This is a genomic window from Streptomyces sp. QH1-20 (genome assembly GCF_041283565.1).
In the GTDB taxonomy this organism is placed as follows: domain Bacteria; phylum Actinomycetota; class Actinomycetes; order Streptomycetales; family Streptomycetaceae; genus Streptomyces; species Streptomyces syringius.
In genome coordinates, this window is sequence record NZ_CP166299.1 from 2,013,693 (window position 1) to 2,036,731 (window position 23,039).

The window sequence follows — 23,039 nt, forward strand, 5'->3', positions numbered from 1 at the left end:
AGCGCGGTCACTCGTTACCCGGGACATGACCGCTATGACACCCGGCTCGAACATCCCTCTCTCCGTCGCGCGCGTGACGGTGGACGTCACCGCCCCCGTGCGGCTCGACGTGTCGGGCCTGCTGCTCACCGCCGACGGCAAGGTGCGCTCCGACGACGACTTCGTCTTCTACAACCAGCCCAATGGACCGGGCGTGACCCACCGCGCGGCGGCGGGCGGCACGGGCGACTCGATCACCGTGGACACCACGGCCGTCCCCGCCGACATCGACAAGATCGTGGTGACCGCCAGCCTGGACGCCCCGGGCGCGACCTTCGCGGGCACCGAACCCACCGCGACCGTGCGCGGGGCGGACGACGGCAGTGTCATCGCGACCTTCACCCCGCCCCGGCTCGGCCCCGAGACGGCTCTGGTGACCATCGAGGTCTACCGGCGGGCGGGCGCCTGGAAGGTGCGCGCGGTCGGCCAGGGCTACGCCAACGGCCTGGCGGGCATCGCCACCGACTTCGGCGTGAGCGTGGAGGAGCCCGCACCCGTGGCCGCCCCGGCGCCTGCCGTCCAGGCCCCGGCCGCGCCCGTCGCCCCGCCGGTGCAGGCCCCTCCGGTACAGGCCCCGCCTGCCCCGGCCGCACCCCCGGCTCCCGCGGCCCCGGGGAAGATCAACCTCGACAAGGGCCGGGTCAGCCTCCAGAAGAACCAGACGGTCTCCCTCGTCAAGGGCGGCCGCCCGCTCACCCAGTCCGTCAAGATGGGCCTCGGCTGGGAGCCCGCCTACGGCAGCAAGGCCATCGACCTCGACGCCTCCGTGATCGCCTACGGCCCCAGCCGCAACATGATCGACGCCTGCTACTTCGGCAAGCTCCAGATCCTCAACGGCGCGATCCAGCACTCCGGCGACAACCTCACCGGTGCGGGCTCGGGCGACGACGAGGTCATCACCGTCCACATGGGCGGTCTGCCCGCCGAGGTGTCCGGTCTGGTCTTCACGGTCAGCTCCTTCAACGGCCAGAAGTTCACGCAGGTCGCCAAGGCCTACTGCCGGCTGATGGACGCCCAGACCGGCGAGGAGCTGGTGCGCTTCGACCTCACCGGCGCGGAGCCGAAGACGGGCGTGCTGATGTGCAAATTCATCCGCCAGTTCTCCGGCGAGTGGGAGATGACGGCCATCGGCGAGTACGTGAAGTCGCGCACGGTCCGCGACCTGGTCAAGCCCGCGGCCGCGGCGCTGTAGGGCGCTGCGGGCGGAAGGGGCCCGGATCGCCGGCGGCGCGAGCCGACCGCGATCCGGGCCTTTTGCCTTTACTTGGCATGCCCGTGCGGTCGTGGCCCTCGCCCCAACATCGGCCGCCCGGTGAGGTTCTCAGTCGCGGGCGGTGTCGACTCCCTGGATGGCGTCATCGTCCACGGACGGGACCTTCGTCTTCTGCTTCTTGCCGTCGGGCATTTTGACCGTGAGCTCGTCGCGCCGGCTGTGCGGTGCCGCCTCGGAGGACACCGGCCCGTGGCGCCCGGCGGCGTTGTCCATGGGCCCACAGTGATCGCCCCGCTCCGCGACGGCCAGACGGGGAAGCCGAAGGGGCGACGCCCCTACGCGACCCGCCCGAGCCCGCTGCCCGCACGTTCCGGCCCGGCCACAGCAAGCCCCGCCACCCCCGCCAGTCGCCCGTACGAGTCCAGGAGTGCCTCCCGGTCGTAGGAGCTGGTGGTGATCAGTAGCTCGTCCGCGCCGCTGCGGGCGATCAGGGTGTCGAGCGCGGCGGCGACCTCGTCCTCCGTGCCGAGGACGTGGCCGCGCAGGCCCGCCTCGTAGAAGCCGCGCTCCCGCTCGCTCGCCCCCTTGAGCAGCGTTTCGATCTCCTCGGCGGGGGCCAGGGGCGGGAAGACGCCGTGGGTGCGGGAGTGGGCCAGGGCCCAGGCCTCCGGGATCAGGAGGCGGCGGGCCGCTTCCGTGGTGTCGGCGACGGCGACGTTGCCCGCGAGCACGACGTAGGGGTGGCGGCGCCAGGCCGAGGGGCGGAAGGCCGTGCGGTAGCGGTCGATGGCGGACAGGGTCCGGTCCTCGCCCTGGAGGCCGCCGATGACCAGGGCCGCCCCCGCCGAGGCGGCGACGTCGGCGCCCGAGTCGCCCGCGAGGACGAAGGCGGGGACGCGCAGGCCCTCGGCGGGGCGGGCGTGGACCCCCGGGTGGGGGCGCGGGCCGTCCGTGAAGTAGGCCGCGAGCTCCGCGAGCTGGTCCCCGAAGTCCGCCATCGCCTCCTTGTCGGTGCCCAGCGCCCGGCGGATGCCGTCGGTGAAGCCGACGGACCGGCCGAGGCCCATGTCGATGCGGCCGGGGAAGAGCGACTCCAGCACCCCGAACTGCTCGGCGACCACCAGCGTCCGGTGGTTGGGCAGCATCACACCGCCCGTGCCGACCCGGATGCGCGAGGTGGCGGCCGCGACCGCCGCCGCCAGCACCGTGGGCGCCGAGCCCGCCACCCCGGGCACGCTGTGGTGCTCCGACACCCAGAAGCGGTGGTAGCCGAGCTCCTCGGCGCGCCGCGCGAACCGTACGGTGTCGCGCAGCGCCTCGCCCGGGTCGTGCCCCTGCCGGGTGCGGGAACGGTCGAGGACGGAGAGCTTGAGGGTCACCTCCCTTTCAACAGCGGTGACCGCTCAGGATTCCCCGGGCCGGCCGGTCAGTCGCGCGTGCCCTGGCGGCGCCACGGGCCGGTGATGGCGAGCATGATGCCGGGGTCCTGGAGGTTGGCGAAGAGCGTGCGGCCGTCGGGCGAGAAGGTCACCCCGGTGAACTCGCTGTACTCCGGCTTGTCCGCGCTGCCGATGTTGAGCTCGTTGCGCGCGATCGGGTACGTACGGCCGTCGTCGGTGGCGCCGAAGAGGTGCTGGACGCCGTTGCCGTCCTCGGCGATGACCAGGCCGCCGTACGGCGAGACGGTGATGTTGTCGGGGCCGTCGAGGGCGCCCTCGCGCTCGGGGCTCGCGTTGACGCCGAAGCGCACCTTCAGGGTCAGGGTGCGGCGGCGGGGGTTGTAGAACCACACCTGACCGTCGTGCGCAGCGGGGCTCTCCTCACGGGCGAAGGAGGACACGACGTACACGCCGCCGTCGCCCCACCACATGCCCTCGAGCTTGCGGGCGCGGGTGACCTCGCCGTCCTTGAACTGCTTGCGCACCGAGACGCTCTTGGCGTCGCGGTCGGGCACCTCCACCCAGTCCACGCCGTAGACCGTGCCGGTCTCGGTGGCCCGGGAGAGGTCGTCGACGAAACGGCCGCCGGAGTCGAAGCACTTGAACGCCTCCAGGCTGCCCGCCTCGTCGGCGAGGGTGCGCAGCCGGCCGCGCCCGTGCTCGAAGCCCTGCGGCGGGGTCCAGCGGAAGAAGAGCCCGTTGGGGCCGGAGGCGTCCTCGGTCAGATAGAGGTGACCGCGCTTGGGGTCGACGACGACGGCCTCGTGGGCGTAGCGGCCGAGCGCCTTGATCGGCCGTGGGTCGCGGCACGCGCGCCGGTCCTTCGGGTCGACCTCGAAGACATAGCCGTGGTCCTTGGTCATGCCGTTCTTGCCGGCCTTGTCCTCGGTCTCCTCACAGGTGAGCCAGGTGCCCCAAGGGGTGCTGCCGCCCGCGCAGTTCGTGGACGTACCGGCGATGCCGACCCACTCGGCCACGTGGCCCCCGCGCCCCGCGACCTCGACGACCGTGCAGCCGCCCGCCGCGGCGGGGTCGTAGACGAGCCCCGGCGCGAGCGGCACCGGGTGCGGCCACTTGGTGCGCGCGCCGCCCAGCTCGTGGTTGTTGACCAGCAGGGTGCTGCCGCGCGAGCCGGCGAAGGCGGCCGTGCCGTCGTGGTTGGACGGCGTGGGCTCGCCGGACTCCAGCTTGGTGACGCCCGTGCGGGTGATGACCCGGTAGGAGAATCCGGCGGGCAGGGCGAGGAGCCCCTTCGGGTCGGCCACGAGCGGGCCGTATCCGAGCTTGCGGCGGCTGAGACCGTCCGCGCCGTCCGCCCCGGTCCCCTCCGCGGTGTCCGCGGCCAGCGCGCCGGGCGCGGTGGCGAGGACACCGACGCTGCCGACGAGGGCGATCCCCGCGCCGGTGTAGGCGGATCGCTTCGCGAAGTCTCTGCGGCTGATGGTCATCTTCGTCTCCAGGGATGGCCGGATCGTCGCTCTGTGCCCCTGTGGGGAAGGCTCGCACGGGGTGCGCCCCGGGGGCGGCGCTTACGTTCCCTCTCCCCACCGAACAGGAGATGAACACGAGCCGTCATCCATGGACCGATCCGATGCCGTACGGACAAGGCCGTACGGCATCGGTCATTCCGCCTCGCTCACTCCCCCTCAGGAGTGAGTCGGCGCGCAGGACTTCGAACGATCCGCCGTCCGGGGCTCGGGAGAGACCGGGCGGCGTTCAGCGCGAGCGCTCAGCCTCGCGAGCGCGCCTTGAAGGCCGCCTTGCGGGCCTCCTTGGCCACCTTCTTGTCCGGGTGGAGCCGGCCCATGGCCTCCAGCACGTCCGCCGTGGCGGGGTGGTCCACCCGCCAGGCCGAGTCGAAGAAGCCGCTGTGCCGGCCGACCAGGCTCTCCACCAGGCCGCGCAGCTCCTCCGAGTCGCCCTCGGCCGCGAGCTGTGCCGCGATCGTGTCCACGGTCAGCCAGAACACCATCGTCTCGCCCGGCTCGGGGATGTCCGTGGCGCCGTGCTCGGCCAGCCAGACCCGGGCGAGGCCGCCCAGCTGCGGGTCGTCGAGGACCTCGCGCAGCGCGGGCTCGGCCTCCGTGCCGACCAGCGAGAGGGTCTGCTGGCAGGCCAGCCGGCGCTGCGGGGCGTCCAGGTCGTCGCCGCGCGCGGCGGCGAGGAGCTCACGGGCGGCGTCCTGCGGGGCCCGGCGGGCGAGCCAGGCCTCGGCCTCGGCGCGGGCGGCCCCCTCGGGGTGGCCGGGGAGCGCCGCGAGGAGCGTGTCCGCGTCCTTGTCGGCGAGGTCGCCGACGGCCGGGGCGTCGATGCCGGCGTCGAGCATCCGGGCCCGGACGGCGAAGACGCCGAGCGGGGTGAGGGCGACCATGCCGTAGCGGGTGACGTCCTCCTCCTCGGGGACGTCGGAGGTCACGCCGTCGACGGACTCACGGATGTGCCCCTCCCCGTCGATCTCCTCGATGAGGGCCTCGTCGACGGGCTGGTACTCCACCAGTCCGGTCGGCGCGAGCAGCCGGAACTGGTCGTCCAGCCGCATCATCGCGTCGGAGACCTCTTCGAGGATGTCGTCGGTGGGCTCGTCCATGTCATCCGGGACGATCATGGAGGCGGCGAGCGCCGGCAGCGGTACGGGCCGGTCGGGGCCGCCCTCGCCGAGCGCGGTCAGCAGATAGAGGTTGCCGAGGACGCCGTCGAGGAAGTCGGCCTCCTCCTCGGGGTTCCAGTCGAGGGCGTCGAGGTCGAGCTCGCCGCCGTCGGAAATCTGGTCGACCAGATCGCCCAGGTCCGGGGCGGCCGCGTCGGCCAGCACGGTCTCCAGGCCGCCGAGCCACAGGTCGAGGACGTCCTGGGGGCTGCCGGAGGTGAGCGTGGCCAGTTCCTCGCCCGCGCTCGCGGTGGCGGACGGCTGGTCGGCGTCCGCGTCGTCGGCGACGTCCGGGTCCTCGGTGAAGTCCACGAGCCCGGTGTCCAGGGCGAGCTGCCACGCCTCGGCGGCGTAGGCGGTGCCGTCCTCCTCACCCTCCAGGCCGAGCAGCTTCGTGGCGGTGAGCAGCTGTTCGGCGAGCAGTTCGCCGCCCGCGCCGACCGGGGTGCCCTCGCCGGCCCAGCGGGCGAGCTTCGCGGCGCGGGCGAACAGCGGCGCGGAGAGCGCGTCACGCGCGAGTTCGGCGTCGGTGTGCAGCCGCACCGGCGGCATGGTCGGGCGGTCTCCGGACATCAGGGGGGTCATCTCCTCGTCGTGACGGCCGCGCCGGATCGGGTCGGCCGGGCGCGGTGCCCAAGCCTAGACGGGTTTCGCACCATGCCGACCGGTTCACGGATCCGTCGACCGGCGGTTACCTACGGAAACCTTGACAACTGGCCTGATCACGCAAGACATTGACGCGCGTAGATCTTGATTCTCGCGTCACGGCCCGTTCGGGCACCCCGATTCACCCCTTGCGTTTCGCACATCTCGCCGCCTGAATCACCCCTCACACCACCACCCGGAGGCCCCCGTGCCCAGTGCTCGTCCCCTGCGCAGAACCGCGACCGTCGGTTCCGTCATAGCCGCCGCGCTCGCCGCCGGGCTGCTCGCCGTCCCGCAGTCGGCGAGCGCCGCCGAGATCCGCATCCACGACATCCAGGGCAGCACCCGCGTCTCCCCACTGGCCGGCCAGCAGGTCACGGACGTCCCCGGCGTCGTGACGGCCGTACGGGCCTTCGGTTCCGCGCGCGGCTTCTGGCTCCAGGACCCCAAGGCCGACAGCGACCCGGCGACCAGCGAGGCGATCTTCGTCTTCACCGGCAAGGACACCCCGGCGCTCGCCGTCGGCGACGCGGTGACGGTCTCCGGGGCGGTCTCCGAGTACTACCCGGGCGGGGAGTCGGCGGGCCTGCAGTCGGTCACCCAGCTGACCAAGGCGTCGTGGACCGTGCACTCCTCGGGCAACGCGCTGCCCGCCGCGTTCGCGCTGCGCCCCTCCACCGTGCCGGACCGCTACGCGCCGAGCGCCGGCGGCGGCTCCATCGAGGGGCTGCGGCTGAAGCCGAACGCCTACGCCCTGGACCGCTACGAGTCGCTGGAGGGCATGCGGGTCTCGGTCAAGGACGCGCCCGTGGTGGCCGCGACCAACGAGCACAAGGAACTGTGGATCACCGCCGAGACCCACCGCGACCGCACCGCGCGCGGCGGCTCGCTCTACAGCTCCTACCGCGCCCCGGGCGTCGGCCGGGTCAAGGTGGCCTCGCTGATCCCGTACACGCAGCGCCCGTTCCCGGTCGCGAACGTCGGTGACTCGCTGACCGGCACCACGGCCGGCCCGCTGGACTACAACAACTTCGGTGGCTACACCCTCCAGGCCACCGAGCTGGGGACGCTCGCCGACCGGGGGCTGACCCGCGAGACGACACGCAAGCAGAAGAGCGACGAGCTGGCGGTCGCCACGTACAACGTGGAGAACCTCTCCCCCAAGACCCCGCAGGCGAAGTTCGACCGGCTGGCGGCCGCGCTGGTGCACAACCTCGCCTCGCCCGACATCGTCGCCCTCGAAGAGGTCCAGGACGACGACGGCACGACCGACAAGGGCGTCGTGGACGCCGGGCAGACGCTGAAGAAGCTCACCGACGCCATCGCGGCGGCCGGCGGGCCCGCGTACCGGTGGCAGCAGATCAACCCGGTCAACGGCCAGGACGGCGGCCAGCCGGGCGGCAACATCCGGACCGCCTTCCTCTACAACCCCGCGCGGGTCTCCTTCACCGAGATCCCCGGCGGCGACGCCACCACTCCGGTGACAGTCACGCGCGAGGGCGGCAAGGCGAAGCTCTCGGCCTCGCCCGGCCGCATCGACCCGGCCAACGAGGCCTGGAAGAACAGCCGCAAGCCGCTGGTCGGCGAGTTCTCCTTCCGGGGCCACCCGGTCTTCGTCGTCGCCAACCACTTCAACTCCAAGGGCGGCGACCAGGGCCTCGACAGCCGCTTCCAGCCCCCGGCCCGCACCTCCGAGGTGCAGCGCATCGAGCAGTCGAAGGCCGTCAACACCTTCGTCAAGCAGCTCCTCGCGGCCGACAAGCGGGCGAACGTGATCGTCGCGGGCGACCTGAACGACTACCAGTTCTCCCCCGCCGTGAAGGCGCTGACCTCGGGCGGCGCCCTCACCGACCTCGTCGACCGCCTGCCGCGCAAGGAGCGCTACGGCTATGTCTTCCAGGGCAGCTCCCAGGTGCTGGACCACATCCTGACCAGCCGCCACGTGCGCTCCGTCGACTACGACATCGTGCACATCAACGCGGAGTTCGCGGACCAGGCGAGCGACCACGACCCGCAGGTGCTGCGCTGGAAGCCGTGACACCACTCAGTAGAAATACTCAACGGTAACCAGCAAAACAATTAAATAGACCTGTACGGACGAGGGGGCTGACAATCCGGCGGAGAACACCGACCGCTTGGAGAGTGCACGATGCCCACCAGCCCCTTCGGCCGTACCGTCTGCGCGATGGTCACCCCCTTCGCCCCCGACGGCGGCCTCGATCTCGACGGGGCGCAGCAGCTCGCCGACCATCTCGTCACGCGCGGCGGCTGCGACGGGCTCGTGCTGAACGGCACGACGGGCGAGTCGCCGACGACCAGCGCCGCGGAGAAGACCGCGCTCGTCACCGCGGTGGCCGAGGCCGTGGGCGACCGGGCGCGGATCACAGCGGGCGTGGGATCCGCCGACACCCGGCAGACCGTCGAACTGGCCCGCGCGGCCGAGGCGGCCGGGGCGCACGGGGTGCTGGTGGTGACGCCGTACTACAGCCGGCCGCCGCAGGAGGACGTCGCGGAGCACTTCCGCACGGTGGCGGACGCGGTCGGCGTGCCGGTGATGCTCTACGACATCCCGGCCCGCACGGGTACCCGGATCGAGCCCGACACCATGCTGCGGCTGGCGGAGCACCCGCGCGTCGCGGGGGTCAAGGACTGCGCGAACGATCTGCTGGGCAGTGCGAAGGTCATCGCGGCGACCGGCCTCGCCTACTACGCCGGTTCGGAGGAGCTGAACCTTCCGCTGCGGGCGGTCGGTGGCACGGGCTACGTCAGCACGGTCGCCAATGTCGCGGGTCCGGTCCTGGCCGCCGCCCTGGACGCCTTCGACCTCGGGCGCACCGCCGAGGCCACGGTGCTGCACCAGCGGGCGCTGCCGCTGATCGAACTGATGATGGCCGCCGGCCTGCCGGGCACGGTCACGGCCAAGGCACTGCTGGGCGCGCTGGGCCTGCCGGGCGGGCCGGTGCGGATGCCGTTGCGGGCGGCGTCCCCGGACCGGACGCAGACCCTGCTGCAGGCATACGAAAGCACGATCGCCGGACGGGCTTGACCACCAAGCCCGTCCGGCGATTGAGACCCCCTGTGCGGACGGATCGCACCGCCGGGCAGACCACTACAAGCCCGTCCGGCGATTGAGGACCGGGGTCCGGGGCGGAGCCCCGGTTCGGAACCTCAGTTGTGCGCGTGCAGGACCTCGTTGAGGCCGCCCCACGTGCCCTTGTGCGGACGGGCCTCCACCGCACCGGAGGTGGAGTTGCGGCGGAAGAGGATGTTGCTGGCGCCGGAGAGCTCCAGCGCCTTGACGACCTCGCCGTCCGGCAGCGTGACGCGGGTGCCCGCGGTGACGTAGAGGCCCGCCTCGACGACGCACTCGTCGCCGAGCGCGATGCCGATGCCGGATTCGGCGCCGAGCAGGCAGCGCTCGCCGATGGAGATGATCTGCTTGCCGCCGCCGGAGAGGGTGCCCATGGTGGACGCGCCGCCGCCGATGTCGGAGCCGTTGCCCACGACGACGCCCGCGCTGATGCGGCCCTCGACCATGGAGGTGCCGAGCGTGCCGGCGTTGAAGTTGACGAAGCCCTCGTGCATCACGGTGGTGCCGGGCGCGAGGTGCGCGCCGAGGCGGACCCGGTCGGCGTCGGCGATCCGCACGCCGACGGGGGCGACGTAGTCGGTCATGCGCGGGAACTTGTCGATGCTGGTCACCTGGAGGTGCAGGCCCTCGGCCCGGGCGTTCAGGCGCACGGCCTCGACCCGGTCCACGGCGACGGGGCCGAGCGAGGTCCAGGCGACGTTGGCGAGCAGCCCGAAGAGGCCGTCCAGGTTCTGGCCGTGCGGCTGGACCAGGCGGTGGGAGAGCAGGTGCAGCCGCAGGTAGGCGTCGTGCGCGTCGAGCGGCTTGTCGTCGAGCGAGGCGATGACCGTACGGACGGCGACCACCTCGACGCCGCGGCGCGCGTCCGGGCCGAGCGCCTTGGGGGCGCTCGCACCCAGCAGCTCGGCGGCGCGCTCGGCATCCAGGCGCTCGGTCCCGGCCGGGCCGGGGTCGGCGACCAGCTCGGGGGCCGGGAACCAGGTGTCGAGGACGGTCCCGTCCTCGGTGATCGTGGCAAGGCCGGCGGCGACGGCGCCGGTGGTACGGGAAGCTACTGCGTCGGTCATGGTCGAAAACCTAACCGGACACGGCTGCTCCACGCGAACCCGGTCCGCCGCCCCCACCGGCGGCGGGCCCGTCAGCCGGTCATCCTGCGCAGCGCCGCCAGGACCTCGGCCCGGTCGAACGGCCGCCCGGTGATCAGGATCTGGATCACCAGACCGTCGAGGAACGCGACGAGGGCGCGCGCGGTCCCCTCGTCGGACGTGCGGCGACGGATCAGGGCGACCATCTCCTCCACGCACTCGGTGGCGATCGGCCGCACGGCGGGGCGGCGCAACGCGGCGAGGTAGAGCTCGTACTCCAGCTCCAGGCGCGCGCGGTCGCCCGCGAGCCACTCCTCGATCAGCCCGGCCAGCCGCTCGGCCAGCGGCACGTCCGCCGCCAGGCCGCGCTCCCACTGCGCCATGCCGTCCAGCCAGGCCCGCGCCGTCCGGCGCAGCGCGGCGACCAGCAGATCGTCGAGGGTCTTGAAGTGGTACGTGGTCGAGCCGAGCGGCACATCGGCCTCGGCGGCGACGGCCCGGTGGCTCAGCCCCGCGATGCCGCGCTCGGCGACCACCCTGATCGCGGCGTCGACGATGCGGCCCGGGCGCTCGGGGTCGTAGCGGCGGGCCATCAGTGGGACGCCCCGCCGAGGTTGAGCACGACGACACCGGCGATGACCAGCAGCACTCCCCCTATGCGCGCGACGGTGACCGCCTCGCCCAGGAAGAGCATGCCGATGGCGGCGACGACCGCGGTACCGGCGCCCGCCCAGATGGCGTAGGCCGTGCCCATGTCCATGGCCTTGAGCGTCTGCGAGAGCAGTGCGAAGGCGATCAGATAGCCCGCCACCGTGCCGAGGGAGGGCCACAGCTTGCTGAAGCCGTCGCTGAACTTCATGGCGGTGGTGGCCAGGATCTCGGCGAGGATCGCTCCGGCGAGGGTCACGTACATCATGCGTACGAGTGTACACATCGTTGTGTACGGTCGTACGCAACGACGATTCCCGGTGGCGGCCCCGCCCGGCGCCCGGCGACGATGGGGCGGGGCGCGAGCGCGCCACGGACCAGGCCTTGGGGGCACACAGATGAACAGCGTCCGCTTCCCGGCCGAATCGGCCGCCCATGCGCGGACCGTCATGGGGTGGCCACCGGCCGGCTCGGTGTGGGGACGGGACACGGCGGCGGTGCGGCGGGACATCGCGGCCATCGCCCGCACGGTCGCCGCGTACGAGCCGGTGCTCCTGCTCGCGGCGGCCGAGGACGCCGAGGGCGCGCGGAAGGCCTGCGGCGGCGGGGTCGAGGTCGTGGAGGTGCCGGTGGACGACCTGTGGCTGCGGGACTCCGGGCCGACCTTCGTCCTCGGGCCGGACGGCGGGCCCGCGGGCGTCGACTTCCGCTTCAACGGATGGGGCGGCAAGCAGGAGCACACGCGGGACGGGCAGGTCGCACGGCGGGTGCTGGCGGCGCTCGGGGCGCCGAGGACCCTCGCGCCGCTCGTCGCCGAGGGCGGCTCACTGGAGACCGACGGCGAGGGCACCCTGCTGGTCACCGAGAGCTCACTGGTCAACGACAACCGCAACCCCGGCCGGTCCCGCGACGACCTCGAGGGCGACCTGCGGGAGCTGCTCGGCGTGACCGAGGTGATCTGGCTGGCGGGCGTCCGCGGCGAGGACATCACCGACTGCCACATCGACGCCCTCGCCCGCTTCGCCGGACCCGCCACGGTCGTGCTCGACAGCCCTCCACCGGGCTCCCCGCCCGACGTCTGGACACAGGTGTACGAGCAGGCCCGTACGGCCCTGGAGACGGCCACCGACGCCCACGGCAGGGCCCTGGAGATCATCGAACTGCCCGCCCCGGACCCCGCCCGGCTCGGCCGCCGGGGCACCGACTTCCTCGGGTGCTACGTCAACTACTACGTCGTGAACGGCGCGGTCCTCCTGCCGCGCTTCGGCGACCGGCGCGCCGACGAACGGGCCGCCGCGATCCTGCGCGACCTGCACCCCGGCCGCGACATCCGCCCGCTGGAGATCCACACGCTCGCGGAGGGCGGCGGCGGCATCCACTGCGCCACACAGCAGCAGCCCGCCACCTGACGGGTCAGGTGGCGGGCTGCTGAAGAACGGCGATCGGACGCCTGGCTACAGCCGGGGATCAGACGTTGAAGCCGAGCGCGCGGAGCTGCTCCCGGCCGTCGTCCGTGATCTTGTCCGGGCCCCACGGCGGCATCCAGACCCAGTTGATCCGGAGCTCGTTGACGATGCCCTCGGTCGCCGACTTCGCCTGGTCCTCGATGACATCGGTCAGCGGGCAGGCCGCGGACGTCAGCGTCATGTCGAGGGTGGCGATGTTGGCGTCATCCACGTGGATGCCGTAGATGAGGCCGAGGTTGACGACGTCGATGCCCAGCTCGGGGTCGACCACGTCGTACAGCGCCTCGCGCACCTCCTCCTCGGAGGCGGGCTTCGTCGTCGTCTCTACGTTTTCGGTCATGCCGTCTTCCCTTCAGCGCCTTCGTTCAGTGCCTGCGCCGTGGCGTCTTTCCACGCCATCCAGCTCAGCAAAGCGCACTTCACGCGCGCCGGGTACTTGGAGACACCGGCGAACGCGACCGCGTCCTCCAGTACCTCCTCCATCGCGTCGTCCGGTTCGAGCTTGCCCTTGGACTGCATCAGCTCCAGGAAGGTCTCCTGGATCCGACGCGCGTCGGCGAGCTCCTTGCCCACCAGCAGCTCGTTGAGCACGGAGGCGCTGGCCTGGCTGATCGAGCAGCCCTGCCCCTCGTACGAGACGTCTTCAATGGTCTCGCCGGAGAGCCGCACGCGCAGCGTGATCTCGTCGCCGCACGTCGGGTTGACGTGGTGCACCTCGGCGTCGCCGTCCCGCAAGCCCCGCCCGTGCGGGTGCTTGTAGTGGTCCAGGATGACGTCCTGGTACATCGAATCAAGCTTCACGAATCAGCCCTCAGCCACAGAGTCCATTAACCGAAAAAGTTCCGGACGTGCTCCAGGCCCTCGATCAGTGCGTCGACCTCACCGGGGGTGGAGTACAGGTAGAAAGACGCTCGCGTGGTCGCGGGAATTCCGTACCGCAGGCAGACGGGCCGCGCGCAGTGATGGCCCACCCGGACCGCGATGCCCTGCTCGTCGAGGACCTGGCCCACGTCGTGCGGGTGGATGTCACCGAGCGTGAAGGAGATCGCCGCGCCGCGGTCCTCGGCCGTGGTGGGGCCGATGATGCGGAGGTCGGGGACCTCCTGGAGCCTGCGGACCGCGTACTCGGTGATCGCGTGCTCGTGACGGGCGATGTTGTCCATGCCGATCGCGGACAGGTAGTCCACCGCGGCACCGAGGCCGACGGCCTGGGCGATCGGGGGCGTACCCGCCTCGAACTTGTGCGGCGCGGGGGCGTACGTGGAGGAGTGCATCGAGACCGTCTCGATCATCTCGCCGCCACCGAGGAACGGCGGGAGGTCCTCCAGCAGCTCCTGGCGGCCCCACAGCACACCGATGCCCGTCGGGCCGCACATCTTGTGACCGGTGAAGGCCACGAAGTCGGCCTGCAGCGCCTGGACGTCCAGCACCATGTGCGGGGCGGCCTGGGAGGCGTCGACGACGACGAGCGCGCCGACCTCCTGGGCGCGGCGGATGATCGCCTCGACCGGGTTGATCGTGCCCATGATGTTCGAGACCAGCACGAACGAGACGACCTTGGTCTTCTCGGTGATGATCTCGTCGATGTTGGACAGGTCGAGCCGGCCGTCGTCGGTGAGGCCGAACCACTTCAACTTCGCGCCCGTGCGCTGCGCGAGCAGCTGCCACGGCACGATGTTGGAGTGGTGCTCCATCTCCGTGATGACGATCTCGGTGTCGTGGTCCACGCGGTAGGGCTCATCGGCCCAGCCCAGCATGTTGGCCACGAGGTTGAGCGACTCGGAGGCGTTCTTGGTGAAGATCACCTCGTCGCGGCTCGGCGCGTTGATGAAGGCGGCGACCTTGTCGCGGGCGCCCTCGTACAGCTCCGTGGCCTCCTCGGCGATCGTGTAGACCCCGCGGTGGACGTTGGCGTTGTGCCGCTCGTAGTACGTGTTCAGAGCGTCGAGCACCTGGCGCGGCTTCTGCGAGGTCGCCGCGGAGTCCAGGTACACGATCTTCTTCCCGTCGTGGACCGTGCGCTCCAGGATCGGGAAGTCTTTACGGATCGCCTCGGTGTCGAGAAGGCCCGGCAGTATCGTCACGCGGTTGCGCCACCCTTCGTGCTGTAAGCCTCGTAACCCTCGGCCTCGAGCTTGTCGGCGAGCTCGGCGCCGCCGGACTCGACGATGCGGCCGTTCGAGAAGACGTGGACGAAGTCGGGCTTGATGTAGCGCAGGATGCGCGTGTAGTGGGTGATCAGCAGGGTGCCGACCTCACCGGTCTCGCGGACGCGGTTGACGCCCTCGGAGACCTGGCGCAGCGCGTCGACGTCCAGGCCGGAGTCGGTCTCGTCGAGGATCGCGATCTTCGGCTTGAGCAGCTCGAGCTGGAGGATCTCGTGGCGCTTCTTCTCACCGCCGGAGAAGCCCTCGTTGACGTTGCGCTCGGCGAAGGACGGGTCCATCTGGAGCTGCTCCATGGCGGACTTGACCTCCTTCACCCAGGTGCGCAGCTTGGGGGCCTCGCCGCGGATCGCGGTGGCGGAGGTGCGCAGGAAGTTGGAGACCGAGACACCGGGGACCTCGACCGGGTACTGCATGGCGAGGAAGACGCCGGCGCGGGCGCGCTCGTCGACGCTCATCTCCAGGACGTCCTCACCGTCGAGGGTGACGGTGCCGCCGGTGATCGTGTACTTGGGGTGACCGGCCAGCGAGTAGGCGAGGGTCGACTTGCCGGAGCCGTTGGGGCCCATGATGGCGTGGGTCTCGCCCTGCTTCACGGTCAGGTCGACGCCCTTGAGGATGTCCCGGGGGCCGTTCTCGGCCTCGACGGAGACGTGCAGGTCGTGGATCTCAAGCGTTGCCATGGGGAACTCAGGACTCCTGGGTGACGGAGACGAGCACGTCGTCCCCTTGGATCTTTACGGGGTATACGGGGACGGGGCGCGTGGCGGGCAGTCCGGACGGCTCACCGGTGCGCAGGTCGAAGCTGGAGCCGTGCAGCCAGCACTCGATGGCGCAGTCCTCCACCTCGCCCTCCGACAGCGAGACGTTCGCGTGCGAACAGATGTCGTTGATCGCGAACACCTCGCCCTCGGTGCGCACGATGGAGACCGGCGTGCCGTCGAGCTCGACCCGCTTGGGCGTGTCCTGCTCCAGCTCGCTCAGCCCACAGGCTCGCACGAAGGTGGCTTCGGTGGTCATGCGACGGACGCCCCCAGCTCGGCCTCGATCTTGGTGAGGAGGCGCTCCTCGACGTCCGCGACGCCGATCTGCTGGACCAGCTCGGCGAAGAAGCCGCGGACGACCAGGCGGCGCGCCTCGTCGGCCGGGATACCGCGGGCCATCAGGTAGAACAGCTGCTCGTCGTCGAAGCGGCCGGTCGCCGAGGCGTGGCCGGCGCCGACGATCTCGCCGGTCTCGATCTCCAGGTTGGGGACCGAGTCGACGCGGGCACCGTCGGTGAGGACGAGGTTGCGGTTGAGCTCGTAGGTGTCCGTGCCCTCGGCGGCGGCGCGGATGAGCACGTCACCGATCCAGACCGCGTGCGCGTCCTTGCCCTGCAGCGCGCCCTTGTAGGCGACGTTGCTGCGGCAGTGCGGGGTGTCGTGGTCGACGAAGAGCCGGTGCTCCTGGTGCTGGCCCGCGTCGGTGAAGTACAGGCCGTACAGCTCGGCCTCGCCGCCGGGGGCGCCGTAGACGACCCGGGGGTGCAGCCGGACCAGGTCGCCGCCGAAGGTGACGATCACGGACTTGAAGGAGGCGTCACGGCCGACCAGCGCGGTGTGCTGGGCGACGTGCACCGCGGAGTCGTCCCAGTCCTGGACGGAGACGACGGTCAGCTTGGCGCCGTCACCGATCAGGTACTCGACGTTGGCGGCGAGGGTGGCGTCACCGGTGTGGTCGATGATGACGACGGCCTCGGCGAAGGCGCCGACCTCGACGACCTGGTGGCCGAAGGCCACGCCGCCCTCACCGTGCACGGTGATGCGGACGGGCTCGGTGAGGACCGTCTCCTTGGGCACCGAGACGACCGAGGCCTTCTCGAAGGAGCTGTACGCCTGGGCGACGACCCGGTCGACCGGCTTGCCGGACTTGCCGACGCGGACGTCGTCCCGGCCGACGGTCTCCACGGTGACGCCCTCGGGGGCCGTCACCTCGACCTTGACGCCGCCGCCGTCGGCCACCGCCGTGCCGTCGTGCAGACCGCGCAGGCGCTCCAGCGGGGTGAACCGCCATTCCTCCTCGCGGCCGTGCGGCACGGGGAAGTCCGCCACGTCGTACGAGGCGGGGGCGCTGACCCGGGCGTCGATGGGCTGCTTCGGCCCGCCCACCTGGATGGCGCCGTCGGTCGTGCTGCCGGCGGGAGTGTTCTCAGCCATGGCTGTCGTCGTGCTCTCTTCCTGTCACAAAGGGTTCGCTGCTTCGGTGGGGGTGCGGTGCCGGCGTCAGCCGACCGCGCCCTCCATCTGCAGCTCGATCAGCCGGTTGAGCTCCAGGGCGTACTCCATGGGCAGCTCGCGGGCGATCGGCTCGACGAAGCCGCGCACGATCATGGCCATGGCCTCGAACTCGGTCAGACCGCGGCTCATCAGGTAGAACAGCTGGTCGTCGCTGACCTTGGAGACGGTCGCCTCGTGTCCCATGGAGACGTCGTCCTCGCGGACGTCGACGTAGGGGTAGGTGTCCGAGCGGGAGATGGTGTCCACCAGCAGGGCGTCACAGAGCACGTTCGACTTGGAGCCGTGGGCGCCCTCGCCGATCTCGATGAGGCCGCGGTAGGAGGTGCGGCCACCGCCTCGCGCCACCGACTTGGAGACGATGTTGGAGGAGGTGTTCGGCGCCATGTGGACCATCTTGGCGCCGGCGTCCTGGTGCTGGCCCTCGCCGGAGAAGGCGATGGACAGCGTCTCGCCCTTGGCGTGCTCGCCCATCAGGTAGACGGCGGGGTACTTCATCGTCACCTTGGAGCCGATGTTGCCGTCGACCCACTCCATGGTCGCGCCCTCGTAGGCCACGGCGCGCTTGGTGACCAGGTTGTAGACGTTGTTCGACCAGTTCTGGATCGTCGTGTAGCGGCAGCGGCCGCCCTTCTTGACGATGATCTCCACGACGGCGCTGTGCAGCGAGTCGGAGGAGTAGATCGGGGCGGTGCAGCCCTCGACGTAGTGCACGTAGGCGTTCTCGTCGACGATGATCAGCGTCCGCTCGAACTGGCCCATGTTCTCCGTGTTGATACGGAAGTAGGCCTGGAGCGGGATGTCGACGTGGACGCCCGGCGGGACGTAGATGAAGGAGCCACCGGACCACACGGCCGTGTTCAGCGAGGCGAACTTGTTGTCACCGACGGGGATGACCGTGCCGAAGTACTCCTGGAAGATCTCCGGGTGCTCCTTGAGCGCGGTGTCGGTGTCCAGGAAGAGAACGCCCTGCTCCTCCAGGTCCTCACGGATCTGGTGGTAGACGACCTCCGACTCGTACTGGGCGGCGACACCGGCGACGAGGCGCTGCTTCTCCGCCTCCGGGATGCCCAGCTTGTCGTAGGTGTTCTTGATGTCCTCGGGCAGTTCCTCCCAGGAAGCGGCCTGCTTCTCGGTGGAGCGCACGAAGTACTTGATGTTGTCGAAGTCGATGCCGGTGAGGTCCGAGCCCCAGGTCGGCATGGGCTTCTTGTCGAAGAGCCGCAGGCCCTTGAGGCGGAGCTTCAACATCCACTCCGGCTCGGACTTCTTGGCCGAGATGTCGCGGACGACCTCCTCGGAGAGGCCGCGCTTGGCCGCGGCGCCGGCCGCGTCGGAGTCGGCCCAGCCGTATTCGTACGTGCCCAGACCCTCGAGCTCAGGGTGAGCAGTCTCCGTGGGGAGTGTCATGCGGGGTTCCTCCCGGCCGTGCTGGTGGATGCTGTGGTGGTCTTGGGGATGAACGTCGTGCACACACCGTCGCCGTGGGCGATGGTGGCCAGACGTTGCACATGAGTCCCGAGCAGGCGGGAGAAGACCTCGGTCTCCGCCTCGCACAGCTGGGGGAACTGCTCGGCGACATGGGCGACCGGGCAGTGGTGCTGGCAAAGCTGTTCGCCGACCGGTGCGCTACGCGCTGTAGCAGCGTACCCGTCGGCGGTCAATGCCTTGGCGAGGGCCTCCGTCCGCTCCTCGGGGGCGACGGCCTCGAGGGCGGCCCGGTATCCCTCGGCCTGGGCGGCCATCCGGGCGCGGGCGAAGGCCGCCACGGCGGCCTCGCCCATCTCACCGCCGCCGGCCGCCTGCGCGATCCAGCGCAGAGCGTCTCCGGCGAGCTTGTCGTAGGCCTGGTCGAAGGCGTCCCGGCCGCAGTCGGTGAGGGCGAACATCTTCGCGGGGCGGCCACGCGTCCGCGCGCCGTAGACGCGCTTCTCGCGTGGCTCCACGACGCCCTCGGCGAGGAGGGTGTCGAGGTGGCGGCGCACGGCCGCCTGGGTGAGCTCCAGCCGCACGGCCAGCTCGGCCGCGGTGGACGGACCGTGATCGAGGATGGACCGGGCGACGCGATTGCGGGTGCCCCGCTGATCGTCGTGCGCGCGCTGGTCGTCCCGCGCGGGCGTGTGCGCAGGGGCCTCGGCCCCAGCGGCCACCTCGGCCGCGGGGTCCTGGGGAGCCTCGCCCGCGTATTTCACAACACCATTGTTGCGTAATTACGGGAGAAGGGACAAGCCTCGCCCTCGCCGCGCGGCGGTGGTTTTGATCACTAAGGGTTACCTAACCGCCACCCCGTCAGGCATTCCGCGGCCCCCGCCGGGGTCCGGACCGTCTCAAGGTTCGTAGACTTCCGGGCATGCGCAGCGCCTTCCCGGGGGACGATCCCCGGCCCCCCGGCCGAGAGCTCGCGGTCGAGATCCACGGTCTGGTCAAGCGGTACGGCCCGAAGACCGCGGTGGACGGGCTCGACCTGTCCGTCGCCACCGGCACCCTCACCGCCGTGCTCGGCCCCAACGGGGCCGGCAAGACCACCACCATCGAGACCTGCGAGGGTTACCGCCGCCCCGACGCCGGCACGGTCCGGGTGCTCGGCCTCGATCCGGTCGCGGACTCCGCCGCACTGCGTCCGCGGATCGGCGTGATGCTGCAGAGCGGCGGGGTCTACCCCGGGGCGCGCGCGGAGGAGATGCTGCGCCACACCGCTTCCCTGCACGCCCACCCCGTGGACGTCGACTCGCTCATCGACCGCCTGGGCCTCGGCTCCTGCGGGCGCACGGCCTACCGACGGCTGTCCGGCGGCCAGCAGCAGCGCCTGGCGCTGGCCATGGCCGTCGTCGGCCGCCCGGAGCTGGTCTTCCTCGACGAGCCGACCGCGGGTCTCGACCCGCAGGCCCGCCGCGCGACCTGGGATCTCGTGCGCGAGCTGCGCGCGGACGGCGTCACCGTCGTCCTCACCACGCACCACATGGACGAGGCCGAGCAGCTGGCGGACGACGTCGCCATCGTCGACGGCGGCAGGGTCATCGCCCAGGGCAGCCCCGAGGAGCTGTGCCGGGGCGGCGCGGAGAACACCCTGCGGTTCAGCGGCCGGCCCGGTCTGGACCTGGCCTCGCTCCTCAAGGCCCTGCCCGCCGACTCCGCCGCGGTGGAGCTGACCTCCGGCACGTACCGGGTCACCGGAAAGGTCGACCCGCAACTGCTCGCCACCGTCACCGTCTGGTGCGCGCAGAACGGGGTCATGCCGGACCGCATAGCGGTCGAGCGGCACACCCTGGAGGACGTCTTTCTCGAGCTGACCGGCAAGGAGCTGCGGGCATGAGCGCCGACACGACCACGGGCACGAGCCCGGAGACGGGCACCGGCACCTTCGCCCCCAGGCCCGGCGCGGCGCCGCTCGCCCGGATGATCCGGGCGCAGGCCGCGCTGGAGACCCGGATGCTGCTGCGCAACGGCGAGCAGCTGCTGCTGACCGTCGTCATCCCCACCCTCCTGCTGGTCCTCTTCAGCACCGTCGACATCATCGACACCGGCGAGGGCGAGGCCGTCGACTTCCTCGCCCCCGGCGTCCTCGCTCTCGCCGTGATGTCCACGGCCTTCACCGGGCAGGCCATCGCGACCGGCTTCGAGCGCCGCTACGGGGTGCTCAAGCGGCTCGGCGCGTCCCCGCTGCCGCGCTGGGGGCTGATGACCGCCAAGACCTGTTCGGTGCTGGTCACCGAGATCCTCCAGATCGCCCTGCTGACGGTGATCGCCTTCGCGCTCGGCTGGTCGCCGCAGGGCAATCCGCTCTCCGTGCTCGCGCTGCTCGTCCTCGGCACCGCGGCGTTCTCGGGCCTCGGGCTGCTGATGGCCGGCACGCTGAGGGCCGAGGCGACCCTGGCCGCGGCCAATCTGGTCTTCCTTCTGCTGCTGGTCGGCGGCGGGGTGATCGTGCCGATGGACAAGTTCCCGGCGGGCGCCCGGGCCGTGCTCGAACTGCTGCCGATCTCCGCCCTGTCCGACGGGCTGCGGGACGTCCTCCAGCACGGCGCGGGCCTGCCCTGGGGCGGGATGGGGATCCTCGCCGCATGGGCCGTCCTCGGGCTCGGCGCGGCGGCGCGGTTCTTCCGCTGGGAATAGCCCGCACGGGGCCTCACCAGCACAATCGCCAACGGACAATCCGCCACGCACCCCCCTCGTGAATCCATGCACAAGCGGGCCCTTACGATGGCTTCCGTGCCGAAAACGCTGAACCCCCTCCAGCTCGTCGCCGACCGCTGGCAGCCGTCCGACCGCTTCGTCCGGCGGGCCGCGTTCGCCTGCGTCGTGATGGCCGTGATCATCGTCGTGACGGGCGGCGCGGTCCGGCTCACCCAGTCCGGGCTCGGCTGCCCGACCTGGCCGACCTGCACCGAAGACAGCCTGACGCCGACGCCCGAGATGGGCATCAACGGCGTCATCGAGTTCACCAACCGCATGCTCACCTACGTGCTGTGCGCGGTCGTGGGCCTGGCCATCACGGCGGCACGCGCGCGTGCCCCGCGCCGCCGCAGCCTCACCCGGCTGGGCTGGGCGCAGTTCTGGCTCGTGGCGAGCAACGGCATCATCGGTGGCATCACGGTGCTGACGGGTCTGAACCCCTACATCGTCGCCTCGCACTTCCTGGCGGCCACCGCGCTGCTGACGGTCGCGGTGGTGATGTGGCGCCGCGCCTGCGAGGGCGACGAGGAGCCGCGCGATCTGGTGGCCCGCCCGGTGCGGCAGCTCGGCTGGGTGCTGGTCGTCACGACCGCCCTGCTGATCGTGGTCGGCACGGTGGTGACGGGCTCGGGGAAGCACGCGGGCGACGCGAAGAAGGACGTGCACCGCATCCCGCTGGACGTCCGTGAGATCACCCAGCTGCACGTGGACCTCGTCTGTGTCGTGCTCGGCCTGATCATCGCCCTGTGGTTCGTCCTGCGGGCCGTGCAGGCACCGGCGGTGGCGCGGCGCAGGGTGCTGGAGCTGTTCGGCGTGCTGATGATCCAGGGCGCCATCGGCTTCGTGCAGTACGTCAATGACTCCCCCGAGTTCCTCGTGGGCACCCACATGCTCGGCTCCTGCCTGGTGTGGATCGCCGTGCTGCGGCTCTTCCTGTCGCTGCGGGACCGCGGTGAGCTGCTCGCCTCCGTGCCCGCTCCCTCCGGCGGGCACGAGGCCCTTCAGCCGGCCGCCGCGTCCAGCCGGTAGACCCTGCGGGCGGTGCCGGCCGCGACGAGCGAGGCGATCCGCCCCGCCTCGGCGCGTCGGCACCAGCCGTCGGCGACCCAGTCGCCCATGAGCCGTTCCATGGCCCGGACGAACAATCGGGCACCCACCACATACAGCTCCGCCAGGGCCCGCGCCCCGGTGGAGAACAGCAGCTTGCCGAAGGGTGCCTCGCGCAGCGTCTCCTCGGGGCGGGCCCCCACGTCCGCGTAGACGTGCGGGAAGACCGCGGCGAGCTGCGCCGCCTGCCGGTGGTGCCAGGGGTCGGGCAGCAGCACCAGATCCGTGCCCAGGCCGGCCGTGGCCCGCAGGAAGGGGCCGAGCCGCCGGGGGTCGGGGCAGTGCAGCTGGACGGGCAGCCCGGTGGCGGCGGCGCTCCACAGCAGATGCCGGTCGAGCACGGGCCCGCCGGGTGCGGAGCCCCTGCGACGGGTGCGCAGCCAGTGGTCGGCGGCCCTGCGGACCTCGTCAGGGCCGGGCGGACTCTCCTCGCACGAGGTGACCCCGGAGGCGAAGGCCGTGGCGTTCTGGGCGGCGGCGTAGAGCGCCTCGGCGAGATAGGCGGCGAAGGAGTCGGCGCTGCCGGAGGTGTCCGCGACCTGCGCGGCGAGCGGTTCGAGGCGGACGACCTCGTGGGCGCGACCGTCGGCGGCGCCGGCCAGCTCCGCGGCGGAGGTGAGGTCGCTGGGCACCCCGGCCTCCAGCAGGAACGTCCCGATGCCCGCGCCGCGCAGCAGCAGCTGACCGGCCCGGTAGGCGCCCAGCTCACGGCGGCGGGCCAGATAGCGGACCGGTGCGCAGTGCGGTTCCAGGCCGAGCAGGGGCGGGCACCAGCGGCGCACGGCGAGGCCCGCGCGGCTGTCGAAGAAGGTCGTCCCGCGGGGGGCCGCGCCGGTGGAACCGGCGGCCGCCGCGAGATGCGTCTCGAACGCCCCGAGGCCCAGTTCGCCGTGGACGGCGCCGTGGCTGTACTGATCGACGAGCGGCGGCATGCCGTATACCATTCGCGCCCACCCCGTCCCGGTCGCCCGACCCCGCCCGCGCGGCGCCCGAGGGGCCGCTTCCGAGGGGTTTAACGGGCGAGTGGCCCGTCAGTTATGACGGC

General features: G+C 71.6%; 23 protein-coding genes. 7 read left to right on the top strand and 16 right to left on the bottom strand.

Annotated elements, in window-relative coordinates; all coding sequences use genetic code 11:
- The first annotated feature begins 25 nt into the window (after positions 1 to 25).
- A complete protein-coding gene (locus AB8O64_RS08985; protein WP_370418683.1) occupies positions 26 to 1,231 on the top strand; it encodes a TerD family protein in 1,206 nt (401 codons plus the stop codon).
- A 129-nt stretch (positions 1,232 to 1,360) separates the two neighbouring features.
- Here AB8O64_RS08985 and AB8O64_RS08990 read toward each other — a convergent pair whose 3' ends face one another.
- The 4 genes from AB8O64_RS08990 to AB8O64_RS09005 form a co-directional block, all read right to left on the bottom strand.
- Positions 1,361 to 1,525: a hypothetical protein gene (locus AB8O64_RS08990; RefSeq protein ID WP_370418684.1), complete on the bottom strand. Its 165-nt coding sequence runs from the start codon at positions 1,523 to 1,525 to the stop codon at positions 1,361 to 1,363.
- A 62-nt stretch (positions 1,526 to 1,587) separates the two neighbouring features.
- Entirely contained in the window at positions 1,588 to 2,631 is a 1,044-nt protein-coding gene (locus AB8O64_RS08995; protein ID WP_370418685.1) for an MsnO8 family LLM class oxidoreductase, read from the bottom strand.
- A 47-nt stretch (positions 2,632 to 2,678) separates the two neighbouring features.
- Complete coding sequence (locus AB8O64_RS09000) at positions 2,679 to 4,139, bottom strand: alkaline phosphatase PhoX (protein WP_370418686.1); 1,461 nt, start codon at positions 4,137 to 4,139, stop codon at positions 2,679 to 2,681.
- A 281-nt stretch (positions 4,140 to 4,420) separates the two neighbouring features.
- Positions 4,421 to 5,911 (bottom strand): hypothetical protein, encoded by a 1,491-nt coding sequence (locus tag AB8O64_RS09005; RefSeq protein WP_370418687.1) that lies wholly within the window; start codon positions 5,909 to 5,911, stop codon positions 4,421 to 4,423.
- Positions 5,912 to 6,191: 280 nt separating this feature from the next.
- On the opposite strand from AB8O64_RS09005, the gene AB8O64_RS09010 reads away from it, so the two are divergent.
- Both AB8O64_RS09010 and dapA read left to right on the top strand, forming a co-directional pair.
- The gene (locus AB8O64_RS09010) at positions 6,192 to 8,021 is read left to right on the top strand and encodes an endonuclease/exonuclease/phosphatase family protein (protein ID WP_370418688.1); all 1,830 of its coding nucleotides are present in this window, start codon (positions 6,192 to 6,194) and stop codon (positions 8,019 to 8,021) included.
- 111 nt (positions 8,022 to 8,132) lie between these two features.
- Complete coding sequence (dapA, locus tag AB8O64_RS09015; protein ID WP_370418689.1) at positions 8,133 to 9,029, top strand: 4-hydroxy-tetrahydrodipicolinate synthase; 897 nt, start codon at positions 8,133 to 8,135, stop codon at positions 9,027 to 9,029.
- Positions 9,030 to 9,151: 122 nt separating this feature from the next.
- Here the strand turns inward: dapA and dapD are convergent, their stop codons facing one another.
- The 3 genes from dapD to AB8O64_RS09030 form a co-directional block, all read right to left on the bottom strand.
- A complete protein-coding gene (dapD, locus tag AB8O64_RS09020; RefSeq protein WP_365211740.1) occupies positions 9,152 to 10,141 on the bottom strand; it encodes a 2,3,4,5-tetrahydropyridine-2,6-dicarboxylate N-succinyltransferase in 990 nt (329 codons plus the stop codon).
- 71 nt (positions 10,142 to 10,212) lie between these two features.
- Positions 10,213 to 10,752: a TetR/AcrR family transcriptional regulator gene (locus AB8O64_RS09025; protein ID WP_370418690.1), complete on the bottom strand. Its 540-nt coding sequence runs from the start codon at positions 10,750 to 10,752 to the stop codon at positions 10,213 to 10,215.
- Complete coding sequence (locus AB8O64_RS09030; protein ID WP_365374214.1) at positions 10,752 to 11,075, bottom strand: multidrug efflux SMR transporter; 324 nt, start codon at positions 11,073 to 11,075, stop codon at positions 10,752 to 10,754. The genes AB8O64_RS09025 and AB8O64_RS09030 overlap by 1 nt, the downstream gene beginning before the upstream one ends.
- Before the next feature lie 130 nt (positions 11,076 to 11,205).
- Here AB8O64_RS09030 and AB8O64_RS09035 point away from each other — a divergent pair, with 130 nt between their 5' ends.
- Complete coding sequence (locus AB8O64_RS09035; RefSeq protein WP_370418691.1) at positions 11,206 to 12,216, top strand: agmatine/peptidylarginine deiminase; 1,011 nt, start codon at positions 11,206 to 11,208, stop codon at positions 12,214 to 12,216.
- A 58-nt stretch (positions 12,217 to 12,274) separates the two neighbouring features.
- On the opposite strand, the gene AB8O64_RS09040 is transcribed toward AB8O64_RS09035, so the two are convergent.
- From AB8O64_RS09040 to AB8O64_RS09075, 8 genes are all read right to left on the bottom strand, one after another.
- The gene (locus tag AB8O64_RS09040) at positions 12,275 to 12,613 is read right to left on the bottom strand and encodes a metal-sulfur cluster assembly factor (protein WP_365211752.1); all 339 of its coding nucleotides are present in this window, start codon (positions 12,611 to 12,613) and stop codon (positions 12,275 to 12,277) included.
- Positions 12,610 to 13,074 carry a Fe-S cluster assembly sulfur transfer protein SufU gene (sufU, locus tag AB8O64_RS09045; RefSeq protein WP_370418692.1) on the bottom strand — a complete coding sequence of 155 codons (465 nt, stop codon included), beginning with the start codon at positions 13,072 to 13,074 and terminating at the stop codon, positions 12,610 to 12,612. The genes AB8O64_RS09040 and sufU overlap by 4 nt, the downstream gene beginning before the upstream one ends.
- 26 nt (positions 13,075 to 13,100) lie before the next feature.
- Positions 13,101 to 14,357 carry a cysteine desulfurase gene (locus AB8O64_RS09050; protein ID WP_361932838.1) on the bottom strand — a complete coding sequence of 419 codons (1,257 nt, stop codon included), beginning with the start codon at positions 14,355 to 14,357 and terminating at the stop codon, positions 13,101 to 13,103.
- Positions 14,354 to 15,121, bottom strand: coding sequence for a Fe-S cluster assembly ATPase SufC (gene sufC / locus AB8O64_RS09055; RefSeq protein WP_370418693.1), 768 nt, complete (start codon positions 15,119 to 15,121; stop codon positions 14,354 to 14,356). Before sufC ends, AB8O64_RS09050 begins: the two co-directional genes overlap by 4 nt.
- A gap of 7 nt (positions 15,122 to 15,128) precedes the next feature.
- Positions 15,129 to 15,458 carry a non-heme iron oxygenase ferredoxin subunit gene (locus tag AB8O64_RS09060; protein ID WP_184730806.1) on the bottom strand — a complete coding sequence of 110 codons (330 nt, stop codon included), beginning with the start codon at positions 15,456 to 15,458 and terminating at the stop codon, positions 15,129 to 15,131.
- Positions 15,455 to 16,636, bottom strand: coding sequence for a Fe-S cluster assembly protein SufD (sufD, locus tag AB8O64_RS09065; RefSeq protein WP_370418694.1), 1,182 nt, complete (start codon positions 16,634 to 16,636; stop codon positions 15,455 to 15,457). Before sufD ends, AB8O64_RS09060 begins: the two co-directional genes overlap by 4 nt.
- Positions 16,637 to 16,702: 66 nt before the next feature.
- Positions 16,703 to 18,124: a Fe-S cluster assembly protein SufB gene (gene sufB / locus AB8O64_RS09070; RefSeq protein WP_130877200.1), complete on the bottom strand. Its 1,422-nt coding sequence runs from the start codon at positions 18,122 to 18,124 to the stop codon at positions 16,703 to 16,705.
- Complete coding sequence (locus AB8O64_RS09075) at positions 18,121 to 18,906, bottom strand: ArsR family transcriptional regulator (protein WP_356456725.1); 786 nt, start codon at positions 18,904 to 18,906, stop codon at positions 18,121 to 18,123. Before AB8O64_RS09075 ends, sufB begins: the two co-directional genes overlap by 4 nt.
- 158 nt (positions 18,907 to 19,064) lie before the next feature.
- Here AB8O64_RS09075 and AB8O64_RS09080 point away from each other — a divergent pair, with 158 nt between their 5' ends.
- From AB8O64_RS09080 to AB8O64_RS09090, 3 genes are all read left to right on the top strand, one after another.
- Positions 19,065 to 20,027 carry an ABC transporter ATP-binding protein gene (locus AB8O64_RS09080; protein ID WP_370418695.1) on the top strand — a complete coding sequence of 321 codons (963 nt, stop codon included), beginning with the start codon at positions 19,065 to 19,067 and terminating at the stop codon, positions 20,025 to 20,027.
- Positions 20,024 to 20,827 carry an ABC transporter permease gene (locus AB8O64_RS09085; RefSeq protein WP_370418696.1) on the top strand — a complete coding sequence of 268 codons (804 nt, stop codon included), beginning with the start codon at positions 20,024 to 20,026 and terminating at the stop codon, positions 20,825 to 20,827. Before AB8O64_RS09080 ends, AB8O64_RS09085 begins: the two co-directional genes overlap by 4 nt.
- Positions 20,828 to 20,923: 96 nt before the next feature.
- Entirely contained in the window at positions 20,924 to 21,916 is a 993-nt protein-coding gene (locus AB8O64_RS09090; protein WP_365374195.1) for a COX15/CtaA family protein, read from the top strand.
- Here AB8O64_RS09090 and AB8O64_RS09095 read toward each other — a convergent pair.
- A complete protein-coding gene (locus tag AB8O64_RS09095) occupies positions 21,889 to 22,926 on the bottom strand; it encodes an amidohydrolase (RefSeq protein ID WP_370418697.1) in 1,038 nt (345 codons plus the stop codon). The genes AB8O64_RS09090 and AB8O64_RS09095 overlap by 28 nt on opposite strands.
- Positions 22,927 to 23,039 lie beyond the last annotated feature (113 nt).